The organism is Algoriphagus sp. (genome assembly GCF_013373065.1).
Lineage (GTDB): Bacteria > Bacteroidota > Bacteroidia > Cytophagales > Cyclobacteriaceae > Algoriphagus.
The window spans coordinates 38,005-59,278 of record NZ_JABXIN010000020.1 but is presented as its reverse complement, the minus strand read 5'-3'; the positions used below and the strand labels follow the sequence as shown (position 1 = coordinate 59,278).

Below are 21,274 nucleotides of genomic sequence, written 5' to 3'. Positions count from 1 at the left end.
ATTCCAATTTGTATTAAACAATTATGAAAACCTCACTTGCCATCCCGGTTACAAAAACACAGTCTTCCAAACTAGCTGAAACAGATTTTTCGAATTTAGTTTTTGGAAAAACTATTTCAGACCACATGTTTGTGGCAGATTACCGGAATGGAGAATGGACAGATCTCCGAATTGTTCCTTACGGTCCTCTTCAATTGAATCCTTCCAATGCAGCTTTGCACTATGGACAATCAATTTTTGAAGGGTTAAAGGCTTATAAAAATGATGCAGGAGAAGTATTGATTTTTAGACCTGATGCCAACTGGCGAAGAATGAATGAGTCTGCCGAGCGCATGTGTATGCCTTCTATCCCGGAGGAGATTTTCATGGAAGGGATGAAGCAATTGATCGAATTGGATAGAGATTGGGTTCCTTCCGCGAAAGGATCCTCTTTGTACGTTCGTCCATACATGTTTGCCACCGACGATTACATTGGAGTTAAGCCTTCAGACACCTATAAATTCATCATTTTCACCTGTCCGGTAGGAAATTATTATTCCAGACCAGTGAGTGTAAAAGTCGAAACCAAATTCACTCGAGCTACAGAGGGAGGAACTGGAGCAGCAAAAACTGCAGGAAACTATGCAGCTTCACTTTATCCAGCCTTACAAGCTCAAAAGGCAGGGTATGATCAATTGCTTTGGACTGATGGAAAATCACATTCCAATATCGAGGAAAGCGGCACAATGAACGTGATGTTCAAAATCAATGGAACCTTGATTACCGCTCCTACCCATACCGGTACTATTCTAAAAGGGATCACTCGGGATTCTGTAATCCAATTAGCAAAAGATTGGAATGAACCTTTGGAAGAACGCTTCCTTAGCGTACAGGAATTAAAAAATGCCTTGGAAAATGGAACCATTGAAGAAGCATTTGGAACAGGGACGGCAGCTACCATTGCTCACATCCAAGTGATTCATATCGATGGTCAGGATTATAGACTTCCGGAAAAACCTGCTGATGCATTCTCCCATCGCGTACTAGCAGAACTGGATGCTATCAAATACGGAAGCAAGGAAGATCCTCATCACTGGATAATGAAGTTCTAAGGTCCCAGCTGAAAGTAATAGGGTTGTCCAAACCTCTTTTTATGTCAGACCGAGCGTCTCTGCCTGCCTTTGCCGGTAGGCAGGTGCTCAATCTGATAAAGACTTAAGAAAGAATCCTGTATTTTTTTATTAAACGCGTGCCCTACTAATCGGCATCGTCATACAGCGAGGACCGCCCAATCCTCGACTTAGTTCTGAAGAAGGAATTTCTAAAACCTCTACCCCCATATTTCGAAGCGCACGATTTGTGTGAATATTTCGATTATAGGAAATAACCCTTCTAGGCCCAATGGCAAATACATTGGCGCCATCAAACCACTGCTCTCGCATGGAATAATCAGGATTCCCATCTGCTGTTGCCAACACCTCTAAATGCGGAATTTCCCGATCCAAAACAGTCAACAAAGACTCTTTCAATACCTCTCTTCGAATATGAACCTTATCTCCATCCACCTCTTTCAAGGTATAGCAAGAGGTTTTCAAAACTGCATTCATCGCATCCGGATAGGTTAAAACTAAATTTTCATCCAAGATTGTGAAGACCGTGTCCAAATGCATATAATTTCTACGTGAAGGCAAATGCACTTCATAAACTCGTTTGACAGTTCCTTCCGCCAAAAGTCCTTTCGCTGCATGGTAAATCGCTTTTTCATCTGTTCGCTCAGAGTTTCCAATTGCAACTGCCTCATGGGATAATACGATGACATCGCCACCTTCAATACTTGGTGGGTTTGTCATTCCTACTGAAGGATAAATGGGTTTTACATGGTCTTTAAATTCCGGGTGATTTTCAAAAATCGTACGGAGCAAATCAGCCTCTCGCTGCCGGCCTTCCATTTTCATGGAAGAAAAAATGATTCCACCAGGTGTCAAAGCCATCGGGTCACGTTGAAAATAAAGATTTGGACAAGGAGAAATCAAAAAAGCATATTCCAGTAATTCCCCAGCATCCAAATTTGGGTACTTTCGTCGAAACTCATGAACCTTTAATCCGGCTGTCAAAATACCAGCACATTCCGCAGTTGAATAACGTTCAAAAATCTCCTCAGCCAAATGAATCAAACCCGAGCGTTTTAAAGAATCACTGATTAATTTCAAAAGAAGTTCCTGGTCATAAAGGACACGAATCAACAATTCCCGAAGCTGGAAGACAGTGGCTCCAGTAGCCGATTTGATCAAGTTTGAAAATGCATCATGCTCCTGTTGCAAAGCTTCCAAGTATGGAACATCCTCAAAAAGTAAAAACTCTTTATTGTAAGGAGTCAATCGGTCAATTTCTTTACCCGGTCGGTGCATCAAAACTGCCCGCAACGTACCATATTCAGAATTAATTCTCAGATTCATTTTTGAAAAGTTTTCAAAAAAATAATTGATTTTCTGCAGAAAAAGGAAATGAATAAGGAATAATTAATAAAACATCATAAAAAAACCCGCTTGCCTTTCGAAGCGGGTTTCTGATAAAACTTAAAGGATTTTAATCATTAATTTTTTCTATATGGGCTTCTTTGATTTTTCGTCTAAGAATCTTGCCCACATTGGATTTTGGAAGTTCTTCGGTGAAATAAATCTCCTTTGGAACCTTGTAATTAGTCAAGGATTCGTGACAATGTTTCAAGACTTGGTCAGCTGTCAAAGAAGAATCCTTGGGAACAACATATGCTACTACTTTCTCGGTTGATTTTGGATCAGGCATTCCAATTACCCCAACTTCGAGCACGCCGGCACAGCTTGCAATGCAATCCTCCACTTCATTTGGATACACATTAAAGCCGGAGACAAGAATCATCTCTTTTTTACGATCTACAATTTTGAAGAACCCATCTTCATCCATCACACCGATATCACCGGATTTAAACCAATCTCCGTGCATAACATTGGCTGTCTCTTCGGGACGTTGCCAATAGCCTCGCATAACTTGTGGTCCTTTGATACAAATCTCCCCACGCTCTCCGATTGGAAGCGGATTCCCTTCGTCATCTGCGACCATCACTTCTGTATTTGGCAAAGGCAAGCCGATTGTTCCAATTCGTTCGGTGCCATCAATAGGGTTACAGGTCGCAACCGGTGAGGTTTCTGTTAATCCATAACCCTCAGCCAATGGCACTCCGGTGACAGATTTCCAATTCTCTGCAGTTACTTTTTGAACCGCCATACCGCCACCAACTGCAATTTTCAACTTACTGAAATCCAATGATTTAAAATCATCTTGATTAAGCAACCCATTAAACAAGGTATTCACTCCTGTGAAAACAGTAAACTGATGTTTGGAAAGATCCTTGATAAAGGCTTTCATGTCTCTCGGATTCGTAATCAGCAAGTTATGAGCACCAATTTTCAACATTGCAAGACAGTTTACAGTCAGTGCGAAAATATGGTATAGGGGAAGCGCAGTGACTACGATTTCTTCCTTCTCCCGTAACTTTGGTTTCATCCAAGCTGAAATCTGCTGCATGTTTGCTACTATATTTCCATGGGTCAATTCAGCTCCTTTTGAAACACCTGTTGTTCCACCCGTATATTGTAAGAATGCAGTATCCTCCAAGCCCAACTTTACCTTTTGGAAGGAATGACGCGCTCCTTTAGACAAGGCAGATTTAAGGGAAACAGCACCGGGAATGGAATAGGCCGGAACCATCTTTTTCACGTGCTTTACAACTAGGTTAACGATAGTCCCTTTTAATCCCCCAAGCAAGTCTCCCAACTCAGTTACAATCACATGTTTTGCCTGGATATCATTTTTTATCTTTTCCAGATTGTAAGCAAAATTGGCAACAATCACCACCACATCAGCACCTGAGTCATTAAACTGATGCTTCATTTCAGCTGGGGTATAAAGTGGATTAGTATTGACAACCACCATTCCTGCTCGAAGAACACCAAACATTACCACCGGGTATTGAAGGATATTTGGCATTTGGATGGCAACACGAGCGCCTTTGGGCAACTTAAGATCGTGAATAAGGTAATTCGCAAATTGAGCACTTAAGCGATCGATTTCCTTAAAAGATAAGGTCTTGCCCATACACTCATAAGCAACTGCATCCTGAAACTTTTGAACACTTTCATCAAATAAATCACTGATGCTGGAATAGGCTTGACAATCAACTTCTTTATCCACCAAGTTGGGATAATGCTTAAACCATGGAAAATCTTTCATATGGGCTCAATTTGGGTGAATTGTTAATTTAAATTCGATCTTGAATATAAGTTTATTTTAAAATTTTTCGGGCGATAAGTTCTTTCATAATCTCATTCGTACCTGCATAAATACGCTGTACACGTGCATCGGCATACGCTCTAGCAACTCCGTATTCCCACATGTAGCCATAGCCTCCATGAAGTTGAACACATTCATCAGCTACTTTACACTGCAATTCAGTCATATTGTATTTCGCTGCAGAAGCCATGGCGGAATCAAGTTTTCCCTCATTATGCAGCTCAACAAGGTAATCACAATAGATCCTTCCCTGCTCAAGGGAAGCCGTCATTTCCGCCAATTTAAACCTCGTATTTTGAAATTCAGAAAGGCTTTTGTTAAAGGCTTTCCGCTCCTTGACGTAGGAGATGGTACTATCTAGCATAAATTCACCTAAAGCAACTGCAGCCAAGGCAACCACTAAACGCTCTTGGGCCAGTTCGGTCATCAAATACTTGAACCCCTCTCCTTCTTTTCCTAGCAAGTTTTCTTTGGGAACCTTAACGTCTTCAAAGAAAAGTTCACAGGTATCCTGAGCATGTAAACCTACCTTTTCAAAAGGTTTTCCTTTTGAAAATCCCTCCATGTCTCTATCGATCAGTACCAAGCTGATTCCTTTGGCACCTTTGGAAGGATCGGTTTTCACTGCAACAACGACTACGTCACTAAGGTATCCATTGGTAATAAAAGTCTTGGAACCATTTACCAAGTAATAATCCCCGTGATCTACAGCAGTGGATCGCATTCCTTGCAAATCAGAGCCAGCTCCTGGTTCTGTCATGGCCACAGCCCCGATATAATCCCCACTTATCATGGATGGAATGTATCGTTGCTGAGCAGCCTCGGTACCATAATGCAAAATATATGGCATCACGATATCCGAATGCAACGGATAACCGATGGCCGGACCAGAGCATCCGCTCAAGCCTAATTCTTCTATTAAAATCGCATTGTATCGAAAGTCTTGAATATTTAAGCCACCAAGTGCTTCTGGAGCCTGAATCCCTAAAAATCCATTCTCACCGAACTTTTTCCAGGATTCTCGGGAAACCATCTTTTGTTTTTCCCATTCGTCGTTATGAGGGATTACTTCTTTAGCAATAAAATCCCGGACACTTTGTCGGAAAAGCTCATGTTCTTCAGTAAATAGTTTTCGTGGTAGTCCAAACATTTGGGTTTATAATTTTAATTCGGGTAAAAATATAAATTCAATCTTATACAGGAATGGATTTTTTGATGAAGGACCTTTGTTGATAAAAAGGTATTCCTTCGAAAATAGAAATTCGAAAAGGATCGTATATGTTTGAAACTAAATTGAAGATTCCTAAAAAATGAAGTTTACGCTGGAAATTAACAGCCCAAAAGATCAATTACAAGCATTCGATTGCTGGAACCCAAATGAAATCATTTCCGAATTTTCTGAGGTGAATGACAGCAACATGAACAAAGTCCTTCGCATTCACACCAATCAGCGAAGTGTCATTGCAAAACAGTCGAGAACATTCGTGAGGAAATTTCCTCAAATCCCTGCCCCTATTGAGCGAATTCAAACCGAAAAACGGTTTTATGAGGAAATTCAAAAGGATTCTGAGCTAGCAGGATTCAGTCCTCGAATCCTAGCTTGGTACCCAGAAAGTTACCTATTGATTACCGAGGATCTAGGTGAATTGGGTGATTTCTCTGGGATTTATAGCCAGGACAAAAAAATTCAGCAAAATCAAATCGATCAACTCATCCAATACCTTGATCAACTTCATCGCCTTCAGCCTCAGGATTTTCCCGAAAATCTGGCCATGCGAACCCTTAACCATGAACATATTTTCAAATTTCCTTTTGAAGAAGAAAACGGATTTGACTTGAATACAATTCAAGAAGGTCTTCAAGAGCTGAGCTTGGACTTTAAACGAGATGAAAAACTAAAAGAAGTCATTACCAAACTTGGAAGTCGCTACCTGGCAGAGGGAAAGGTTTTACTCCACGGAGATTTTTATCCTGGAAGTTGGATGGATGCAAGAAAATCTGTGAAAATCATCGATCCTGAATTCTCCTTTTTAGGAGATGCAGAATTTGATTTGGGCGTATTTTTGGCACACGCTGACTTTGGAAATCAAGGAAAGGAAGTCGAATCCGCTTTGAAGTCAAATTATAATAATTCATTTGATTGGGATTTGACTCAAGCTTACCGAGGGGTTGAAATAATGCGCAGACTGATTGGAATCGCTCAACTTCCTTTAAATCTGACCCTGAGTCAAAAACAATCTTTATTGAGTCAGGCAAAAAACTACATCCTCTAAATGAGATATTCGATTATCATTCTCCTACTCTTAGGAATAGTAGCCTGTTCTAAACCTAACCCAACCCCTTCTTTTGAAAAGAAACTTATTGAAAGCGGATTATCAGAAGAGGAACTTCAGGACAAAATTTTAGGAATGCTGGTTGGAAGCGCAATAGGCGATGCAATGGGTGCACCTACTGAAATGTGGCCTCGAGAGATGATACAATCCAAATATGGCTTTGTCCAGAAACTGGATTCGATGACTCGAAAAGCCTCACCAGAAGGTACTTGGCTCCCCAATTTACCAGCAGGTGGAACGACGGATGATACAAGATGGAAAGTTCTTACCGCTGAATTTTTACAAACTCAAGGGCCAGAACAGCTTGAACCGAAAGCCTTTGCCCAACTTATTGTGGATCAACATTCATTCTATTTCGAAGAATATTCCAAGATTGATCCAAATGACAGCCTTCTGAAAGGAAAAGCCTTGCTTAAAGTTGAATGGCTACAGGAATGGGCAAAAGTAAGCCAACCCTATATCACAAATAACCTCAATGGGTATGCAGATTCTCTTGGAAAATTTTATGGTGGGGAAATGGTTTGTGCAGGACTCCTCTACGGAGCGGCTTTAGGATCCTATTTCCCGGGAAACCCAAAAAATGCCTATGAAGAAACCTATAAATTGTCTCTTTACGATTTGGGCTATGCCAAAGATTTGACTGCCCTAAGTGCTGCAATGACAGCGGCAGGGATGGAAAAGGGTGCAAATGCGGATAGTTTGCTTGCCTCCTTGAAGGTCGATCCGAAGCAATATGTTGAAAGTCGATTAGTGGGAAGAACAGCAAACCGAATTATCTGGGAAGCCCAATCCATCGCTAACGAGGCAAAAAGTTTGGATTCTCTAGGGAATCAAATGGATCCTGAAAGTCCAGCCTTGAAATTTGCCTACTCGCAATTAGACGCTCGAATTCAGGACATGCCCTTTCATGCAGGTGAAATTTTTCTTCAAACCCTCACTGCGATGCTTTATACCGACTTCGATTTTATGAATACCCTGATATTTCTCACCAATTATGGTCGGGATAATGATACAACAGCAGCATTGGCGGGGGCAATTCTAGGAGCTTATTATGGATTCGAAGCTTTACCTGAAAAAGAAAAGCAGCAAGTGATGATTGTAAACAAAAAATTATTGGGAATTGATCTCCTAGAGACCAGTAGGAGTTTAAGCAATCATCTCTCAGGAAAATAAAAAAGCCCCAAATTCTAATGAATTGGGGCTTTTTTGCTTTCAATGGATTTTAGAAATACAGGTTTTTGGTTCTTCCCAAATTATCGGTGATTTCAAAATATACTTCATCTGGACTTACGCCTTTTAATTTGAAATCTTTACGGAATCCATCAGGATGATTGATCGTCTCTGCATGGATCAATTTGTTTGAATCCGCATAGCGAACTTTTATATCCACTCCTGGCTCTGACAAACCGATCACTGCAATATTAACTGTCTCATCATCGACAATTTTTCCATAGGCCATCAAAGGATATTCATCCATTTCTAGTCGCTTATCAAATGTCTCCACAGTGTATATAACCTCATCTTCTTCGGTGGAAATTTTGACTTGGTATTCACCACAAGGCATATTATTCAAATCGTAAGGGATTAATACTTTTTCATCTCCTACTTTAACCTTCCGCTGGTGTAAGATTTTTCCATCTTCATTGAGGATGGCCACTTTTGTTTTTCCGATACCTTCTTTTAAAAGGACATTGACCTTCTTAAATTTTGCCCGAGCGTCTGTATTATCTAACAAATCCTCGTTTGAATTGGCTGCTAGAGTGCTTGTAGCTAAAAGTCCAGCAAGTGCGAATGTGAATAGCGTTTTCATAATGTGTAGTTGGTTTAGTGTTGTGCTTTTCCTGTTGCCAAGCCCGTACCAATGCCAAACTGAGAAAAAATTCTATCCAGATTTTGTAAGCTAGAATTTGTAAAAATTAAGAAATGGGCAAAATAAAATTTGGAAAGCTTCCATGATTAAGCTCAAAACCTGTTTTAATTCTGAACTATTAGGAAGATGAATGCACTAAAACCGAACACTTTCTCACAAAAAAGTAAAAATCCGGGGTTGCATTTTAGTATAGAGATTAAGGAAAATTAATTTTGAAAAAATTTCCCTTCAGCTAACTCCCTGATTACAAATCAAAAAAGCTGTACGCAAGTGTACAGCTTCTGTCCGTCCTCAAACAGTAATTTGATTTAAATCAAAGTTTTTTCAACTCTTGACTGAGTTGTTTTACCCGGTCTTTAATGGAAATTCCTGAAACATCAAGCATCAAAGAGGTAGCTCTTAAGTAATCTTCGACCACACCTTGGTGATCGGTGGATTTCCCTTCAGCCAAAGTCACATAGCGCATGGTGGACCACAGGACTGTCTTCAACTGTGTTTTGCTATCATCCGTCATGTAATACTCCACCAAAATGGTATTGTGATTATACCAAATAATCCGACTCATGATTCGGACCCACTCTCCCACCATAGCCGGCTTCACATAACTGATGTTATGATTGTATACTACCCAAGCTGCCTTATATTTTCGAATCAGATCAATGACTTCCATTCCATAAAGCTTTGGAACCTGGTCCTCTCGGGCATTGAAGAAATAGTCGAAATATTTGGCATTGTTTAAATGCTGCAAAGGATCGCAATCCTGAAATCGAATAACGACACGGCTTTCCGTTTCTTTGGGGTAATGTTTTTCTGGATTAAACTCAAACATAATTTACGATTGAAAATAACTTGAATCGATCAACTGAATGCCTTGACTGCTCATTTCATCCAGAGCTTTTTCTCCATCCTTAGCATCCAAATTCACAGCTTTGGTAGCATCCTGAATCAAATAGGTATCAAACCCGAGAGAGAGTCCATCCAAGGCTGTAAATTTCACACAATAGTCCAAAGCCAAACCACAGACAAAGATTCTTTGGATACCATGATCTTGTAAAAAAGCAGCCAAGCCTGTATCTCCCCGTCTAGCATTATCAAAAAAGCCAGAATATGAATCAACTCTTGGATTGGTTCCTTTCTGAAAAATTCGTTTCCAATTTGATCGATCAAGCCCCTCATGAAATGTAGCCCCTTCAGTTCCCTGCACACAGTGTACAGGCCAAAGCACTTGGGAGATTCCATCCAAGTCAATGAGCTCTCCTGGATTTTTTTCGGAATGATTGGCTGCAAAACTCAAATGTTCTTTGGGATGCCAATCTTGGGTAGCTACAATAAATTCGAAATGAGGCTGAATTTGATTGATGACGGGAATAATTTGATCCCCTTCAGAAACTGCCAATGCACCACCTGGTAAAAAGTCATATTGGACATCGACGATAATCAACGCCTCTTTATTACTCTTTTTCATCTTCAAATCGTTTTGCTTTCAAAACCAAATCCATTCGCAAATGGTGCAGATTTTCTTCTAAGCCTACCGGATAAATGTGTGGATTCACCAAACGCTTATGGGTTTTATCAAAAGCTGCCAACTGATCCTTGGTTCGCTGCCTAATTTGTTGGATGGGAGGGCAAGAATAAATGACCTTTCCTTTAGAGAATATAGGTTTCAACAAATCTTCTCCTTGATAAAAAGCTGGCATGATCCGCTTTCTCCGAGTTGGATCCAAAGGATCAATAATCACCGTCCCTCTTGGATTGATCTCTTGATCTTCCAAAAAAATCATATCTGCTACTGCTTTTCCTTGGGAATAATATCGTTTGACATTATGGATTCCTGGAATGTTGATTTTTAGCGATTGCTGAGAAACCTTGATCTTTGGTTGCCAAAAGCCTTTCTCATCTTTTACGGCAGCCAATTTATAGACAGCGCCCAAAGCTGGCTGATCAAATGCTGTCACCAATTTGGTTCCAACTCCCCATACATTGATAGAAGCTTCCTGGGATTTTAAGGAAGCAATGATGTACTCATCCAAATCATTGGAAGCCACGATTTTTGCATCCGGAAATCCCGCAGCATCCAGCATTTCCCTCGCTTGATTCGAGAAATAAGCCAGATCACCACTATCGATTCGGATCCCTATCATTTCTTTTCCCTTGCTTCGCAAAATCTCCCCTACTTTGATGGCATTTTTAATCCCTTGAATAGTATCATAAGTATCCACCAAAAACACACACTGATCGGGGAAGGCTTCAGCATAGGCCTCAAAAGCTTCCAATTCACTTTCAAAAGACATGATCCAGCTGTGGGCATGCGTTCCCGAGACCGGAATTCCAAATAATTTCCCTGCCATCACATTACTGGTAGAGGTACAACCACCAATGTAGGCAGCTCGACTAGCAGCTAATGCACCATCGATTCCTTGCGCCCTTCGCAAACCAAATTCCAACACAGGCTCTCCTTTGGCTGCAAGGGTAATCCGAGCGGCTTTGGTGGCAATGAGGGTTTGAAAGTTCAGAATGTTCAATAGCGGAGTCTCTAACAGTTGACATTGAATCAAAGGACCTTTTACCCTCAAAATCGGTGCATTTGGAAATACAAGGGTTCCCTCTTCCACTGCATCAATATCACAGGAGAAATGGAGGTTTTCCAGATAATCTAAAAACCCTTTCTCAAACTGAGGAGATCCGTCAGGTGACTTCATGCCAGCGAGGTATTCAATATCCTTTTTTTCAAAATGAAAATTTCGGCAATAGTCAACCACATATTCCAAACCAGCAGCTACGGTAAACCCACCTTGAAAAGGATGCTTTCTAAAAAAAAGATTAAAAACGGCCTCTTGCTCCCCTTTTCCGGCTTTCCAGTAGGCATAGGCCATGGTCAACTGGTAAAAATCCGTCAGCAAAGCGAGACTTCCTTGATACAGGTCTTTGGTGATTTTCATAGACAATGATTTCGTTCAAAGTTACTCCAGTATCTAGTAGTCCTAAAATTTTTACTGATTTTTATCTTAAAACCCGTTTAATATCCTAAATCCACAAAAAAATTAATATTGCGATTACATTTTTTCGGGCAGATACGACCAAACTATGAATAAGCACATGAAGCTAAACCGGTTATTTAGTGATGAGGAGTTAATTCAAATGATCCGTGGGAAAACGATGCAAAGTCAAGCGATCAATCAACTTTACGAACAACACTATGGGATGTTGGAGCAAATGATTTTACAAAACTCCGGATCCCATGATGACGCAGCCGATATGATCCAAGAATCAATGCTTGTTTTGGTCCAAATGATCATTAAAGATAAGTTTCGAGGTGAATCCTCAATCAAATCTATCCTGTATAGTATTGCTAAAAACAAGTGGATTACGGAAATAAGAAAGAAATCAAGCAGCCAAATTCGAAATGAAAAATTCCACACCGATGCCGAACAAAGTACACCTGACATTACTGAAGCTATCGCCAAGCAAGAAGATTTGAATTACATCATCAAGCTCTTTGACCAACTTGGAGAAACCTGCCGAAAAATACTACTCCTGTTTTACTTCGAGGATTATTCAATGGCCGAGATCTGTAAACGATTGGAATTTAGTTCTGAACAAGTACTCCGAAACAAAAAATATAAGTGTCTAAAATCCCTAAACGAGTCTGTGAAAGCTTCCCCAACCATCCAATCTACCCTTCAAAAAATCTTAAGAAATGAAGACTAATATTGACATATCAATTCTAGAGGATTATTTAGATCAGAAGCTCAGCTCCGAAAAGCAAAAAGAAGTTGAAACAGCTTTGATTCAAGACTCAGATCTAAGGAAGGAACTGGAAATCCTAAAATTAAATAGGGAATCTATTCAACTAGCAGGTTGGAAAAAGCTCATTGAAGAAACCCAGTCAAACTATTTATCTACCAGAACCACGCAAAAGATCTATCCGGACAAATACCTAGGAAAGAACCCCTGGTACCTAAGAATTGCAGCATCAATTTCAATTTTATTAATTGGGCTTGCCTCTTTTTTATATGTAAATACGAGTCCAGAAGCTCTCCAAAAAGAATTCATTTCTTATCAAGTCCCTGTTATGCGAGGAAATTCCAATCTGGAAAACAAAATGAAAGAATACTATCAAAATAAGGAGTTTCAAAAGGCCATTCAACTCGCAGAAGAGGAAGCGTTCATAGATAGAGAGTCTAAATTTATCCTAGCAATGAGTTATCTAGAATTGAATCAAGGAAATGAAGCCTCCCCCATTCTATTAGAACTTCAGGAAGAGAATATCGAAGATGGGCAGTCATGGTTTCAAGAAGAAATCGATTATTACCTCATCAAAGCTTATATCGTTCAAGGAGATTTTTCAAAAGCTAAAATTCAGCTTGAAAAGATCAAATCAAATCCCCGACATAAGTATCGTAGGAGCTTCGACAGATGGGATATCGTTAGGATTCAGTTGTTGGAATTAAAATATTGATCCTACACTATTTTCAGCCGGCACACGTTTTTTAAAAAAAATTAAAAAAACTGGTTACAAATTCTAACACCGCTTCGACTTAGTAAAAACAAATAAACTGAACCATGAAAAATTATCAATTAATCGCAATTGCCTCACTTGTCACTTTTTTTTCTTGTACAGAAGAAAATGATCCTGTTGCTATCGGAAATGGAGATATCCAATTGGGTGTCGGTGTGAAGCTGACCAATAGCACTAATCCAAATGGCCGGATATTAGAACAAGGAGTTAGTATTACCAATGGTTATTTACAAGTAAAAGAAGTCGAGCTAGAAGTAGAAGGTAGAGATGACAATGGAGAGTTTGAGCGAGAAGTAACCTATAAATTTCCTGAAATCAAGAAAATTTCTTTTGATGAATTTTCCTCGGATGTAGATTTTTTCATCAACATTGAATCCGGTAATTATGAAGAAATCGAATTTGAAATCGATCTAATCGACCATAAGAACGAGCCAAGTATTTACCTGGAAGGAACTTTTGGGAAAAGTGACGGAAGTACAATTCCCCTCCGTTTAGAAGTTTATGGAGACGACGATGATGATTTGGATTTTGAATTGGAATTGGAATCAGAAGATGATCGACTCTTTTTCATTGATGAAATAAACAATCCACTCGCATTAATGGAAATCAATGCTGAGAGTTGGTTTTCAACTATTTCTCAATCAGAGTTAGAGAATGCCGAGCTAACAGATGGTGTCTTGGTAATTTCAAGAGATAAAAATTCTGATATCTATGAGCGTATTTTGGAAAAAATCGAAGCCTCTAGTGAAATTGAATTAGAATTAAAGTAAAAGATCCCAATAAAAAAGATACAATTAAATCCGGCCGCTTCAGCCGGATTTTTTTATGAACAAAAATTGATCTTAGTGCTCTCTGGATCTTCCATTCAATATCCAAAATCCAACGAAACCACCAACTACAAAAGCTATAATCAAAATTATAATCCAGTTGGGGAAACCAGATTTTTTTTGAGGTTGACCGATTAAAATGAAGTTACTCCAATATGGGGATTCAGAAAATTGAGCCATTTCTGGATCATTCAACAATTTTAATTTAGCTAAACGTAGGGCCTGAGCATACCCTTCTCCATTCGCTACTTGATTATAAAATTCCCTCGAAATATAGGTGGCTACTTGATCCTCTGTCAGCCATAGAGTAGAAACAAGGTATTCAACTCCAGCCATTGCAAAACTTCGCGCCAAGCTAACCAAACCCTCAGATTCGCTCAGTCTTCCTGCTGCTGTTTCACAAGCACTTAGAAAAACCAACTCTGTTTGATTAAAAGATTGAAAACCCAACTCCGAATCAAAAAGCCTAAAATCTCCTTCCGGATAAAAGGCTATAAAGGATTCTTTTGTGGGATCTAGAATTGCAATAGCGTGGGTTGCAAGGTGTAGAAATTGGGATTGATTAGCTACTTCTAGAAACTTTGTTTTACTAGCTTCAGAACCAATGTATTTTTCACCTGGTAAGGATTCAATTTCCTTAAGAGATCCTGGTAATCCCCTCAACTCTCCATTGATTGTTTTGCTATCCGAAAAAGGCGCAAAACTAGACATTTGACCACTTTGCAGGAAAGAGGGATCTAATAATTCAAGCCGAAGGGCGCTAAACTGATACAGAATGGGAATCTTTTCAATCAAAAATCCATCAGATACAAAAAATTCATCGAAGGAAACCCCAGAAAAAATCCCATGAAGGATAATCATCAAAACTTCTTTATCATCCAATTCAAGATCATCTGTGAAAAATTGCTCGCTCAAAGCTGCAATAAATTCGGGTTGTTGGTAACTCATCCCTCCTCTCCAATTTCGTAATTGAAGCTTCCATTCAAAGATTAGCTCCCGATTCTCTTCAGTCCAAGGAGTTACTTTCCAACTTAAAGTGCCTTTATCTAAATAAAATAAATGAAGTTCCTCTTCACCTTCAAATAATGAAAAAACCAATCCTTTTGCTGGTAATTTGGAACGAATACGCTCTAAATCCAGAGAAATCCCTCCGCTGTATTCTGGAAAATAGTCTTTAATTCGTTCTTTAATTCTGGAAAGCTCAACCTGCAGGCCTATATATTCCTGCTTCAGCTCTCGTAATCTGGCCGTATCTTCAATTTCGTACTGATTCCGATAATTGATAGCCAATCGAACTTGGAGATCCTTTTCCTCAGCTAACAATGATTTAGGAACTCCAGCAGTTTCTTTTTTCCTTGTCTCTAAAATACCCAAACGGAGTGCTCCAGACTTACTTTGCTCTGCCCATAAAAATGCTAATTCTTTTAGCCCTTCTTCTCCCCCTTTTGAATAAAAATCAAATAAACTAGTGATCCCTTTACGATAAGCATCAATCACTTGATCACCAAGAAAAATCCGTCCTTCATCGTTATCAAAATTGGTTGAAATATATTCTGCATAAGAAAAAGCTAAATCAAAGGTTTCCTTTCCTAATTGAAAATATTCAGGGTCATTTTTTTCACTGTAAATGCGCCAGGCTAGTTCCGCCTTTGACACTAAATTCTCAAAAAGAGAAATTGCTGACATTCCAAGCGTTGAAACCTCTGGATTAGAGAAATAATCATTTGACTCAAATTCAGGATGTAATTCCACTATGGCCAGATGATAAAAACTCAAGGACTTTTCCCATTCACCTTTTTGCCTGTAAAAATCACCCTGATTTCTATAATACGTTCCTCGCTGATAATTTTTTGCAGGCACTTGAAGACTATCCAGCACAAATTCAACTCTGCTTAAAATACTAGCTGCTTTGGGTAGTTCCTGAAGTTGGAGATATGCTTTACTTTTTAGATTTAAAAATGGAATCAAATTGCTTGAGTTGGGATCTCTGATTTCTTCCAAAACCTCCAGAGCTTCCTGCCCTTTTTCTTCCTTCAGAAAGGTATTGGCTAAATTAATGCGGATCTGATCCTGATTTATTTCCCATCCTAAAAGCTGTCTATAAATGGTTCGAGCACTATCATACAATTCCAAATGATAAAGCGCAGAAGCCTTATTACTCAAAAAGCTATATCTCGCAAATCGAGCATAACTGTCTTCTAACCCTTCCAAATAAGACTCCGCCTGGGAAAAATAGACAATACTTTGAACGTAATTTCCTGTTTCAAAATAATAGACTCCTAGTGCATTGTAAAGGCGTTCCGGAACGGCAGAACCATGTAAGTATCCCTGAATTTGTTCAGCCTCTTTCAAATGTAGAATAGCGGAATCTAAGCGGCTCATGCGAAACAACACTTCTCCCAAATACAAATGAGTGGTATAGACTAAGGTATCAGGCTTTTGAAAGGATTTAGCATAAAGGAGTGCTTTTCGATAAGAATTGGCAGCAGCTTGTTGTTCGTTGTAGACAAGAAATAAATTCCCTAAGTTTTCAGCTGCACGAATGAATTTTTCAACCTGATCATTCCCAGGAACCTGATTGATAACTTTTTGATAAAATTCAATAGCAAGTAGATCATCCTCTTCCTTTGGGTAAGGAAGAAAATATAATGAGTCCGCTTTTTTTAAAAACTCTTCAACCGTCTGACCAAAAGAAGCCTGTGAAACAAGAAAAAAGAAGAGGAAAAAATAAAAGGCAGAAAGTTTTGACACAAATCGGGATTATTTAAAGCCCTACTCCAACCTCGCTACGATTACTATAAATGGAGGCCTTGGAGCTCTTGCGGGCCTAGTTTCATTCATTACCCTGAAATTAAGCCAATTTCCCGACCTAAGTTCATTAATTAGCTCACTTTTTTCCTCTATGTCATCCAGTAAACTTTGAGGAATATCCGCTACAGTCTCATAATAAAAAAACCGCAATGGGATAGAATTAAGTGCATTCGCACTCAGGTCAGGCAAAGTATAGAACAACTCTACATCCAACACTTCACCATTTGTTGGAATATTCCCAAAGGTTCCATTCTCTACGGTTTCCAACAAATCAAAAACACCTTTACTGGATATTTCAAATCCCAAATCCTCTAATAATTGACCTGTTGGATTCTCAACGTCAAAATCACAACTATCATCGCTACTCCCTGAATCATCATCGTCATCATCTGGACAAGGTAAGGGTAAGCCAGGCACCCCATTGTAAATAGGTCCTGCTAAAATCTGATTTTGATCCAGTACATATACTCCATCTGAGTAGTTTACTCCTCCAATCGTAACAAAGGTTTCGCAAATCTGACTCGAACCTGTTGGTGTAAAAGTTACCTTGTATTTCAATCCTGTTTCGCTGGCATTAACATCGATTACACCAGTATTCGAATCAATTGCCAAGCCATTCGGAATTGCATCGAAGGTGCCCTGCCCCTGAAGATTTACCTGAGGATTTACCAAAATATTTTCCGTTGCGCTGATGTAAAAAATCGTATCAGAATAACTTAATTGATCACAGTTAAAGGAGTTCGAACCATTAGAATTTGAAGGACCCTCTATGTCTTCTTTACAGCCAATCATCATTACAAGGCATGCAATACAAAAAGAAAAAAACCTTACACTTTTAAAATTCATGAGATCCTACTTTTTACTAAGTCGAAACAAAAGCAAATAATGTAACCTCCTATTCTTACTTTTCTCTCAAATTCAATAAAATTCCCAACAGCACTAATCCCATTCCAAGGTACGAAGCCAATTCGAAAGTTTCCCCAAATAAGATAAAACCAAAAACAAGCGCATAGACAATCCCCAAATAACTCAAGCTGGAAACTTTGGACACATTTGATTTTTGATAGGCTATCGTCATAAAATATTGGGCTGCCTGTGTGCAGATTCCGATCCAGAGTAATAAAATCCAATCGATTCCCACCGGCTGAACCCAAGTAAAATAACTAAATACAATTGCAATGGGCAGGGTCACCAACGGAAAATAAAAGATAATGACGACCGGATGCTCAGAGGTTTTCAGTTTCCGGATGACATTATAAGCCATCCCAGAGAATAAGGCAGAAATCACACCAATGGATGCATAGAGTAAATTTACTCGGGGATCAAACCCTTGAATCACCAAAACGCCAATAAACGAAAGACCGAAATACAAAAACTGAATGGGCTTGACCCGTTCTTTCACAATAAATATTCCCAATATCGTCGTAAAAATCGGCGACAGGTATTGAATCGTTACCGCACTGGCAAGTGGGATTTTTTGAAGGGTATAGAAAAAAGAGATTAAACCAATGGATCCGACGATTCCCCGAATAATCAACAGTAATTTATTATTCCCAAAAATTGGGATGTGTTGCTTTCGAAGAATTAAATAGCTGAAAACCAAACTAAAAAGCGATCGAAATAAAATGATTTCAATGGCAGGGATATGCGGAATAAACTTTACCGATACATTCATCAGGGCAAAAAATATTCCCGCCAAAAGCATGGACTGAACTCCTGATAATTTCAATCGATTGGAAAGTTAGGGTGAAACATCATCGCCGCAAAGTTCGGGGAAAGTTTGGACTTTCCTTAAATTTTGATTTTGTCTAACTTTTACCATCAATCTTTGTTTCGAATACATGGCATTAAAAATTGGAAAAGAAGCACCTGATTTTTCTTTAAAAGGAACATCGGGATTGGAATTGAATTTGAAAAAGGACTTAGCGGGCAAAACCTTCATCTTATATTTTTACCCCAAAGATTTCACCCCTGGATGTACAGCAGAAGCTTGTGAGTTCAGAGATCAGTTTGAAGCATTCCGAAACTTGGACGTACCTGTGTTCGGCATCAGTCGTGACAATTTGGATACGCACGAGAAATTCAAAAAAGCGCATCGCCTACCTTTTGAATTACTAGCCGATGAAAGTGGAAAAGTCTGTAAGGCATATGACGCTTTAATTCCCCTTGTCAAAATGCCCAAGCGTATAACCTATCTAATCGATTCCGAATTTAAAATAGCAGGTGTTTTTCAAGATATGTTTGAATCTAAAAAGCATATCGAAAATATGCTGAAAAAGCTCAATGGCTAATTTCTAAAGCATAACCCCATCTTTCATTTCAAGCTTTCGATCAGCCATTTGAGCCAATTCTTCATTGTGGGTTACAATCACAAAAGCTTGGCCTAATTCATTCCGGAGTTTGAAAAATAAATCATGCAACTGATGGGCATTTTTGGTGTCCAAATTTCCGCTCGGTTCATCCGCGAAGACAATTTTCGGATCATTGATCAAAGCCCGGGCTACTGCCACACGTTGTTGTTCACCACCTGACAAGCTGGAGGGTTTATGTTCCAATCGATGGGAAATTCCTAGTAATTCCGATAGATCTAAAGCACGTTTTTTCAATTGTTGGGATGAAACTCCTTGGATGAAGCCTGGGATTTGAATGTTTTCTAAGGCGGTAAATTCAGGAAGTAAATTGTGAAATTGAAAAATGAATCCAATTTGTTGGTTTCTGAATTCGGCCAACTTATCCCGCTTCATCTCAAACAAGTTGACCCCATCCACTAAAACCTCCCCTGCATCCGGCTGATCTAAAGTACCCAAGATATGTAATAAGGTACTTTTTCCTGCTCCAGAGGATCCAACGATGGAAACGATCTCGGATTGGGAGATATTCAGATTTACACCTTTCAAAACATGAAGGCTTCCGTAAGACTTATGAATCTCTCTGGCTGTCAGCATACTAGAATAGGATCAAATGAATTTGACTTTCCAATTTTAACTGGAAAATCGAAATAAAGGGCTTTTTTTTCATAAAAAAGGCTTTTTGTAGGTTTGATTTATAAAAAGGAAGGGCTTAACTTCGCCAAAAATTTTGAGCAATGAACATACACGAGTATCAGGCAAAAGAAGTATTGAAAGGTTATGGTGTACGGGTTCAACAAGGAATCGTGGCCGACACACCAGAAGCAGCACATGAAGCAGCTGTTAAGTTGAATGCGGAAACCGGTACTTCTTGGTATGTCGTGAAAGCTCAAATCCATGCAGGTGGACGAGGAAAAGGTAAAATTCAGGAAACTGGATCCAATGGTGTGGTTTTAGCCAAAAAATTGGATGAAGTAAGTGAGAAGGCCCGCAATATTTTGGGTGGCACGCTTGTAACGCACCAAACTGGCCCTGAAGGGAAAAAAGTAAACAAGGTTTTGATCGCTGAGGATGTTTACTATCCTGGTGATTCCGAACCAAAAGAATATTATTTATCTATTCTTCTAGATAGAGCTAAAGGATGCAATGTAATTATGGCATCTACTGAAGGAGGAATGGATATTGAAGAAGTAGCCGAGAAAAGTCCTGAAAAAATCATCAAGGAATGGATTGACCCTAAAGTGGGTTTGCAAGGATTTCAGGTGCGTAAGGTTGCTTTCAAACTAGGATTGACTGGAAACGCTTTCAAGGAGATGGTGAAATTCATCGCTGCTCTATACAAAGCATATGAAGCCACCGATTCTTCTCAATTTGAAATCAACCCTGTTCTAAAAACTTCTGATGACAAAATTTTGGCTGTTGATGCCAAAGTAAACTTGGACGACAATGCCTTGTACAGACACAAAGACTTGGCTGAGCTAAGAGACATTACTGAAGAAGATCCATTGGAAGTGGAAGCTGGCAAATCTGGTTTGAACTATGTAAAACTAGACGGAAACGTAGGTTGCATGGTGAACGGAGCAGGATTGGCCATGGCTACCATGGATATGATCAAATTGTCAGGCGGTGAACCAGCGAACTTCTTGGACGTAGGTGGAGGAGCTAATGCCACTACTGTTGAAGCTGGATTCCGTATCATCCTTCAAGATCCAAACGTAAAAGCCATTTTGATTAACGTATTTGGTGGGATCGTAAGATGTGATAGAATTGCAAGCGGAGTTGTTGAAGCTTACAAATCTATTGGCGATATTCGCGTTCCAATTATCGTAAGATTGCAAGGAACCAACGCGGAAGAAGGAGCAAAAATAATTGACGAATCAGGATTGAAAGTTTTCTCCGCGATTACTTTGAAAGAAGCCGCCGAAAAAGTACAAGCTGTACTTAAAGGCTAAAAATAAATGCAGGCGTAGTTCAACTGGATAGAATATCGGATTTCGGCTCCGAGGGTTGAGGGTTCGAATCCTTCCGCCTGTACCAAAGCTCAGACGAAAGTCTGGGCTTTTTTATTTTAAAGCTAGAACAAGCTATTAACGATTTCAATTTTAAGACAAGGATCTTTCCTTGATAAAATCCAAATCAACTTAATTCAAAAAGGAAGGATAGAACTGGATAATTGAACTTGAAAACTCAAAAAATAGCACTATTCGAATATGGACAATAAAAAAGCAGGAGAAAATCTCCTGCCCTTTATTTGAAAA

The 21,274-nt window shown here is 39.3% G+C and carries 19 protein-coding genes and 1 tRNA gene; 9 read left to right on the top strand and 11 right to left on the bottom strand.

What is annotated here, in order from left to right; genetic code table 11:
- The first annotated feature begins 23 nt into the window (after window positions 1–23).
- Entirely contained in the window at window positions 24–1,091 is a 1,068-nt protein-coding gene (locus HWE15_RS13455; RefSeq protein ID WP_290508062.1) for a branched-chain amino acid aminotransferase, read from the top strand.
- Window positions 1,092–1,220: 129 nt separating this feature from the next.
- Here the strand turns inward: HWE15_RS13455 and HWE15_RS13450 are convergent, their stop codons facing one another.
- From HWE15_RS13450 to HWE15_RS13440, 3 genes are all read right to left on the bottom strand, one after another.
- Entirely contained in the window at window positions 1,221–2,435 is a 1,215-nt protein-coding gene (locus tag HWE15_RS13450) for an arginine deiminase family protein (protein WP_290508061.1), read from the bottom strand.
- 130 nt (window positions 2,436–2,565) lie between these two features.
- Window positions 2,566–4,248 carry an AMP-binding protein gene (locus HWE15_RS13445; RefSeq protein WP_290508060.1) on the bottom strand — a complete coding sequence of 561 codons (1,683 nt, stop codon included), beginning with the start codon at window positions 4,246–4,248 and terminating at the stop codon, window positions 2,566–2,568.
- A gap of 52 nt (window positions 4,249–4,300) precedes the next feature.
- Window positions 4,301–5,458: an acyl-CoA dehydrogenase family protein gene (locus tag HWE15_RS13440; protein ID WP_290508059.1), complete on the bottom strand. Its 1,158-nt coding sequence runs from the start codon at window positions 5,456–5,458 to the stop codon at window positions 4,301–4,303.
- Between the two features lie 160 nt (window positions 5,459–5,618).
- Between HWE15_RS13440 and HWE15_RS13435 the strand changes: the two genes are divergently transcribed.
- Window positions 5,619–6,581 (top strand): phosphotransferase, encoded by a 963-nt coding sequence (locus tag HWE15_RS13435; protein WP_290508058.1) that lies wholly within the window; start codon window positions 5,619–5,621, stop codon window positions 6,579–6,581.
- Window positions 6,582–7,814 carry an ADP-ribosylglycohydrolase family protein gene (locus HWE15_RS13430; RefSeq protein WP_290508057.1) on the top strand — a complete coding sequence of 411 codons (1,233 nt, stop codon included), beginning with the start codon at window positions 6,582–6,584 and terminating at the stop codon, window positions 7,812–7,814.
- Window positions 7,815–7,863: 49 nt separating this feature from the next.
- Here HWE15_RS13430 and HWE15_RS13425 read toward each other — a convergent pair whose 3' ends face one another.
- The 4 genes from HWE15_RS13425 to HWE15_RS13410 form a co-directional block, all read right to left on the bottom strand.
- Window positions 7,864–8,451 (bottom strand): hypothetical protein, encoded by a 588-nt coding sequence (locus tag HWE15_RS13425; RefSeq protein ID WP_290508056.1) that lies wholly within the window; start codon window positions 8,449–8,451, stop codon window positions 7,864–7,866.
- Between the two features lie 373 nt (window positions 8,452–8,824).
- A complete protein-coding gene (locus HWE15_RS13420; RefSeq protein WP_290508055.1) occupies window positions 8,825–9,340 on the bottom strand; it encodes a thioesterase family protein in 516 nt (171 codons plus the stop codon).
- Between the two features lie 3 nt (window positions 9,341–9,343).
- On the bottom strand, window positions 9,344–9,976 hold the full coding sequence (gene pncA, locus HWE15_RS13415; RefSeq protein WP_290508054.1) for a bifunctional nicotinamidase/pyrazinamidase: 633 nt from the start codon (window positions 9,974–9,976) through the stop codon (window positions 9,344–9,346).
- Window positions 9,963–11,450, bottom strand: a complete 1,488-nt coding sequence (locus HWE15_RS13410; protein ID WP_290508053.1) for a nicotinate phosphoribosyltransferase — start codon at window positions 11,448–11,450, stop codon at window positions 9,963–9,965. The genes pncA and HWE15_RS13410 overlap by 14 nt, the downstream gene beginning before the upstream one ends.
- A gap of 145 nt (window positions 11,451–11,595) precedes the next feature.
- Between HWE15_RS13410 and HWE15_RS13405 the strand changes: the two genes are divergently transcribed.
- The 3 genes from HWE15_RS13405 (at window position 11,596) to HWE15_RS13395 (ending at window position 13,800) form a co-directional block, all read left to right on the top strand.
- Window positions 11,596–12,219: a sigma-70 family RNA polymerase sigma factor gene (locus HWE15_RS13405; RefSeq protein WP_290508052.1), complete on the top strand. Its 624-nt coding sequence runs from the start codon at window positions 11,596–11,598 to the stop codon at window positions 12,217–12,219.
- Window positions 12,209–12,970, top strand: a complete 762-nt coding sequence (locus tag HWE15_RS13400; RefSeq protein WP_290508051.1) for a hypothetical protein — start codon at window positions 12,209–12,211, stop codon at window positions 12,968–12,970. The genes HWE15_RS13405 and HWE15_RS13400 overlap by 11 nt, the downstream gene beginning before the upstream one ends.
- A 104-nt stretch (window positions 12,971–13,074) precedes the next feature.
- Complete coding sequence (locus HWE15_RS13395; protein ID WP_290508050.1) at window positions 13,075–13,800, top strand: hypothetical protein; 726 nt, start codon at window positions 13,075–13,077, stop codon at window positions 13,798–13,800.
- Window positions 13,801–13,872: 72 nt separating this feature from the next.
- Here the strand turns inward: HWE15_RS13395 and HWE15_RS13390 are convergent, their stop codons facing one another.
- Genes HWE15_RS13390 through HWE15_RS13380 form a run of 3 tightly spaced genes read right to left on the bottom strand, consistent with a single transcriptional unit; the run spans window position 13,873 to window position 18,397 of the window.
- Window positions 13,873–16,608 (bottom strand): CHAT domain-containing protein, encoded by a 2,736-nt coding sequence (locus HWE15_RS13390; protein WP_290508049.1) that lies wholly within the window; start codon window positions 16,606–16,608, stop codon window positions 13,873–13,875.
- Between the two features lie 21 nt (window positions 16,609–16,629).
- Complete coding sequence (locus tag HWE15_RS13385) at window positions 16,630–17,514, bottom strand: hypothetical protein (RefSeq protein ID WP_290508048.1); 885 nt, start codon at window positions 17,512–17,514, stop codon at window positions 16,630–16,632.
- A gap of 55 nt (window positions 17,515–17,569) precedes the next feature.
- The gene (locus HWE15_RS13380; RefSeq protein WP_290508047.1) at window positions 17,570–18,397 is read right to left on the bottom strand and encodes a DMT family transporter; all 828 of its coding nucleotides are present in this window, start codon (window positions 18,395–18,397) and stop codon (window positions 17,570–17,572) included.
- Window positions 18,398–18,509: 112 nt separating this feature from the next.
- Between HWE15_RS13380 and HWE15_RS13375 the strand changes: the two genes are divergently transcribed.
- Complete coding sequence (locus tag HWE15_RS13375) at window positions 18,510–18,959, top strand: peroxiredoxin (RefSeq protein ID WP_290508046.1); 450 nt, start codon at window positions 18,510–18,512, stop codon at window positions 18,957–18,959.
- Between the two features lie 3 nt (window positions 18,960–18,962).
- Here the strand turns inward: HWE15_RS13375 and HWE15_RS13370 are convergent, their stop codons facing one another.
- The gene (locus HWE15_RS13370; RefSeq protein ID WP_290508045.1) at window positions 18,963–19,613 is read right to left on the bottom strand and encodes an ABC transporter ATP-binding protein; all 651 of its coding nucleotides are present in this window, start codon (window positions 19,611–19,613) and stop codon (window positions 18,963–18,965) included.
- 140 nt (window positions 19,614–19,753) lie between these two features.
- Between HWE15_RS13370 and sucC the strand changes: the two genes are divergently transcribed.
- Window positions 19,754–20,968: an ADP-forming succinate--CoA ligase subunit beta gene (sucC, locus tag HWE15_RS13365; protein ID WP_290508044.1), complete on the top strand. Its 1,215-nt coding sequence runs from the start codon at window positions 19,754–19,756 to the stop codon at window positions 20,966–20,968.
- Window positions 20,969–20,976: 8 nt separating this feature from the next.
- Window positions 20,977–21,053 (top strand) — tRNA-Arg (locus HWE15_RS13360).
- Window positions 21,054–21,274: the final 221 nt, after the last annotated feature.

What these genes read in the sequence shown, in the direction of transcription:
- HWE15_RS13430 (WP_290508057.1), top strand. Translation starts at nt 6,582, where the DNA reads ATGAGATATTCGATTATCATTCTCCTACTCTTAGGAATAGTAGCCTGT.
- HWE15_RS13395 (WP_290508050.1), top strand. Translation starts at nt 13,075, where the DNA reads ATGAAAAATTATCAATTAATCGCAATTGCCTCACTTGTCACTTTTTTT.
- HWE15_RS13420 (WP_290508055.1), bottom strand. Translation starts at nt 9,340, where the DNA reads ATGTTTGAGTTTAATCCAGAAAAACATTACCCCAAAGAAACGGAAAGC.
- HWE15_RS13450 (WP_290508061.1), bottom strand. Translation starts at nt 2,435, where the DNA reads ATGAATCTGAGAATTAATTCTGAATATGGTACGTTGCGGGCAGTTTTG.
- HWE15_RS13440 (WP_290508059.1), bottom strand. Translation starts at nt 5,458, where the DNA reads ATGTTTGGACTACCACGAAAACTATTTACTGAAGAACATGAGCTTTTC.
- HWE15_RS13385 (WP_290508048.1), bottom strand. Translation starts at nt 17,514, where the DNA reads ATGAATTTTAAAAGTGTAAGGTTTTTTTCTTTTTGTATTGCATGCCTT.
- sucC (WP_290508044.1), top strand. Translation starts at nt 19,754, where the DNA reads ATGAACATACACGAGTATCAGGCAAAAGAAGTATTGAAAGGTTATGGT.
- HWE15_RS13455 (WP_290508062.1), top strand. Translation starts at nt 24, where the DNA reads ATGAAAACCTCACTTGCCATCCCGGTTACAAAAACACAGTCTTCCAAA.
- HWE15_RS13400 (WP_290508051.1), top strand. Translation starts at nt 12,209, where the DNA reads ATGAAGACTAATATTGACATATCAATTCTAGAGGATTATTTAGATCAG.
- HWE15_RS13375 (WP_290508046.1), top strand. Translation starts at nt 18,510, where the DNA reads ATGGCATTAAAAATTGGAAAAGAAGCACCTGATTTTTCTTTAAAAGGA.
- HWE15_RS13425 (WP_290508056.1), bottom strand. Translation starts at nt 8,451, where the DNA reads ATGAAAACGCTATTCACATTCGCACTTGCTGGACTTTTAGCTACAAGC.
- HWE15_RS13370 (WP_290508045.1), bottom strand. Translation starts at nt 19,613, where the DNA reads ATGCTGACAGCCAGAGAGATTCATAAGTCTTACGGAAGCCTTCATGTT.
- HWE15_RS13405 (WP_290508052.1), top strand. Translation starts at nt 11,596, where the DNA reads ATGAATAAGCACATGAAGCTAAACCGGTTATTTAGTGATGAGGAGTTA.
- HWE15_RS13435 (WP_290508058.1), top strand. Translation starts at nt 5,619, where the DNA reads ATGAAGTTTACGCTGGAAATTAACAGCCCAAAAGATCAATTACAAGCA.
- HWE15_RS13410 (WP_290508053.1), bottom strand. Translation starts at nt 11,450, where the DNA reads ATGAAAATCACCAAAGACCTGTATCAAGGAAGTCTCGCTTTGCTGACG.
- pncA (WP_290508054.1), bottom strand. Translation starts at nt 9,976, where the DNA reads ATGAAAAAGAGTAATAAAGAGGCGTTGATTATCGTCGATGTCCAATAT.
- HWE15_RS13445 (WP_290508060.1), bottom strand. Translation starts at nt 4,248, where the DNA reads ATGAAAGATTTTCCATGGTTTAAGCATTATCCCAACTTGGTGGATAAA.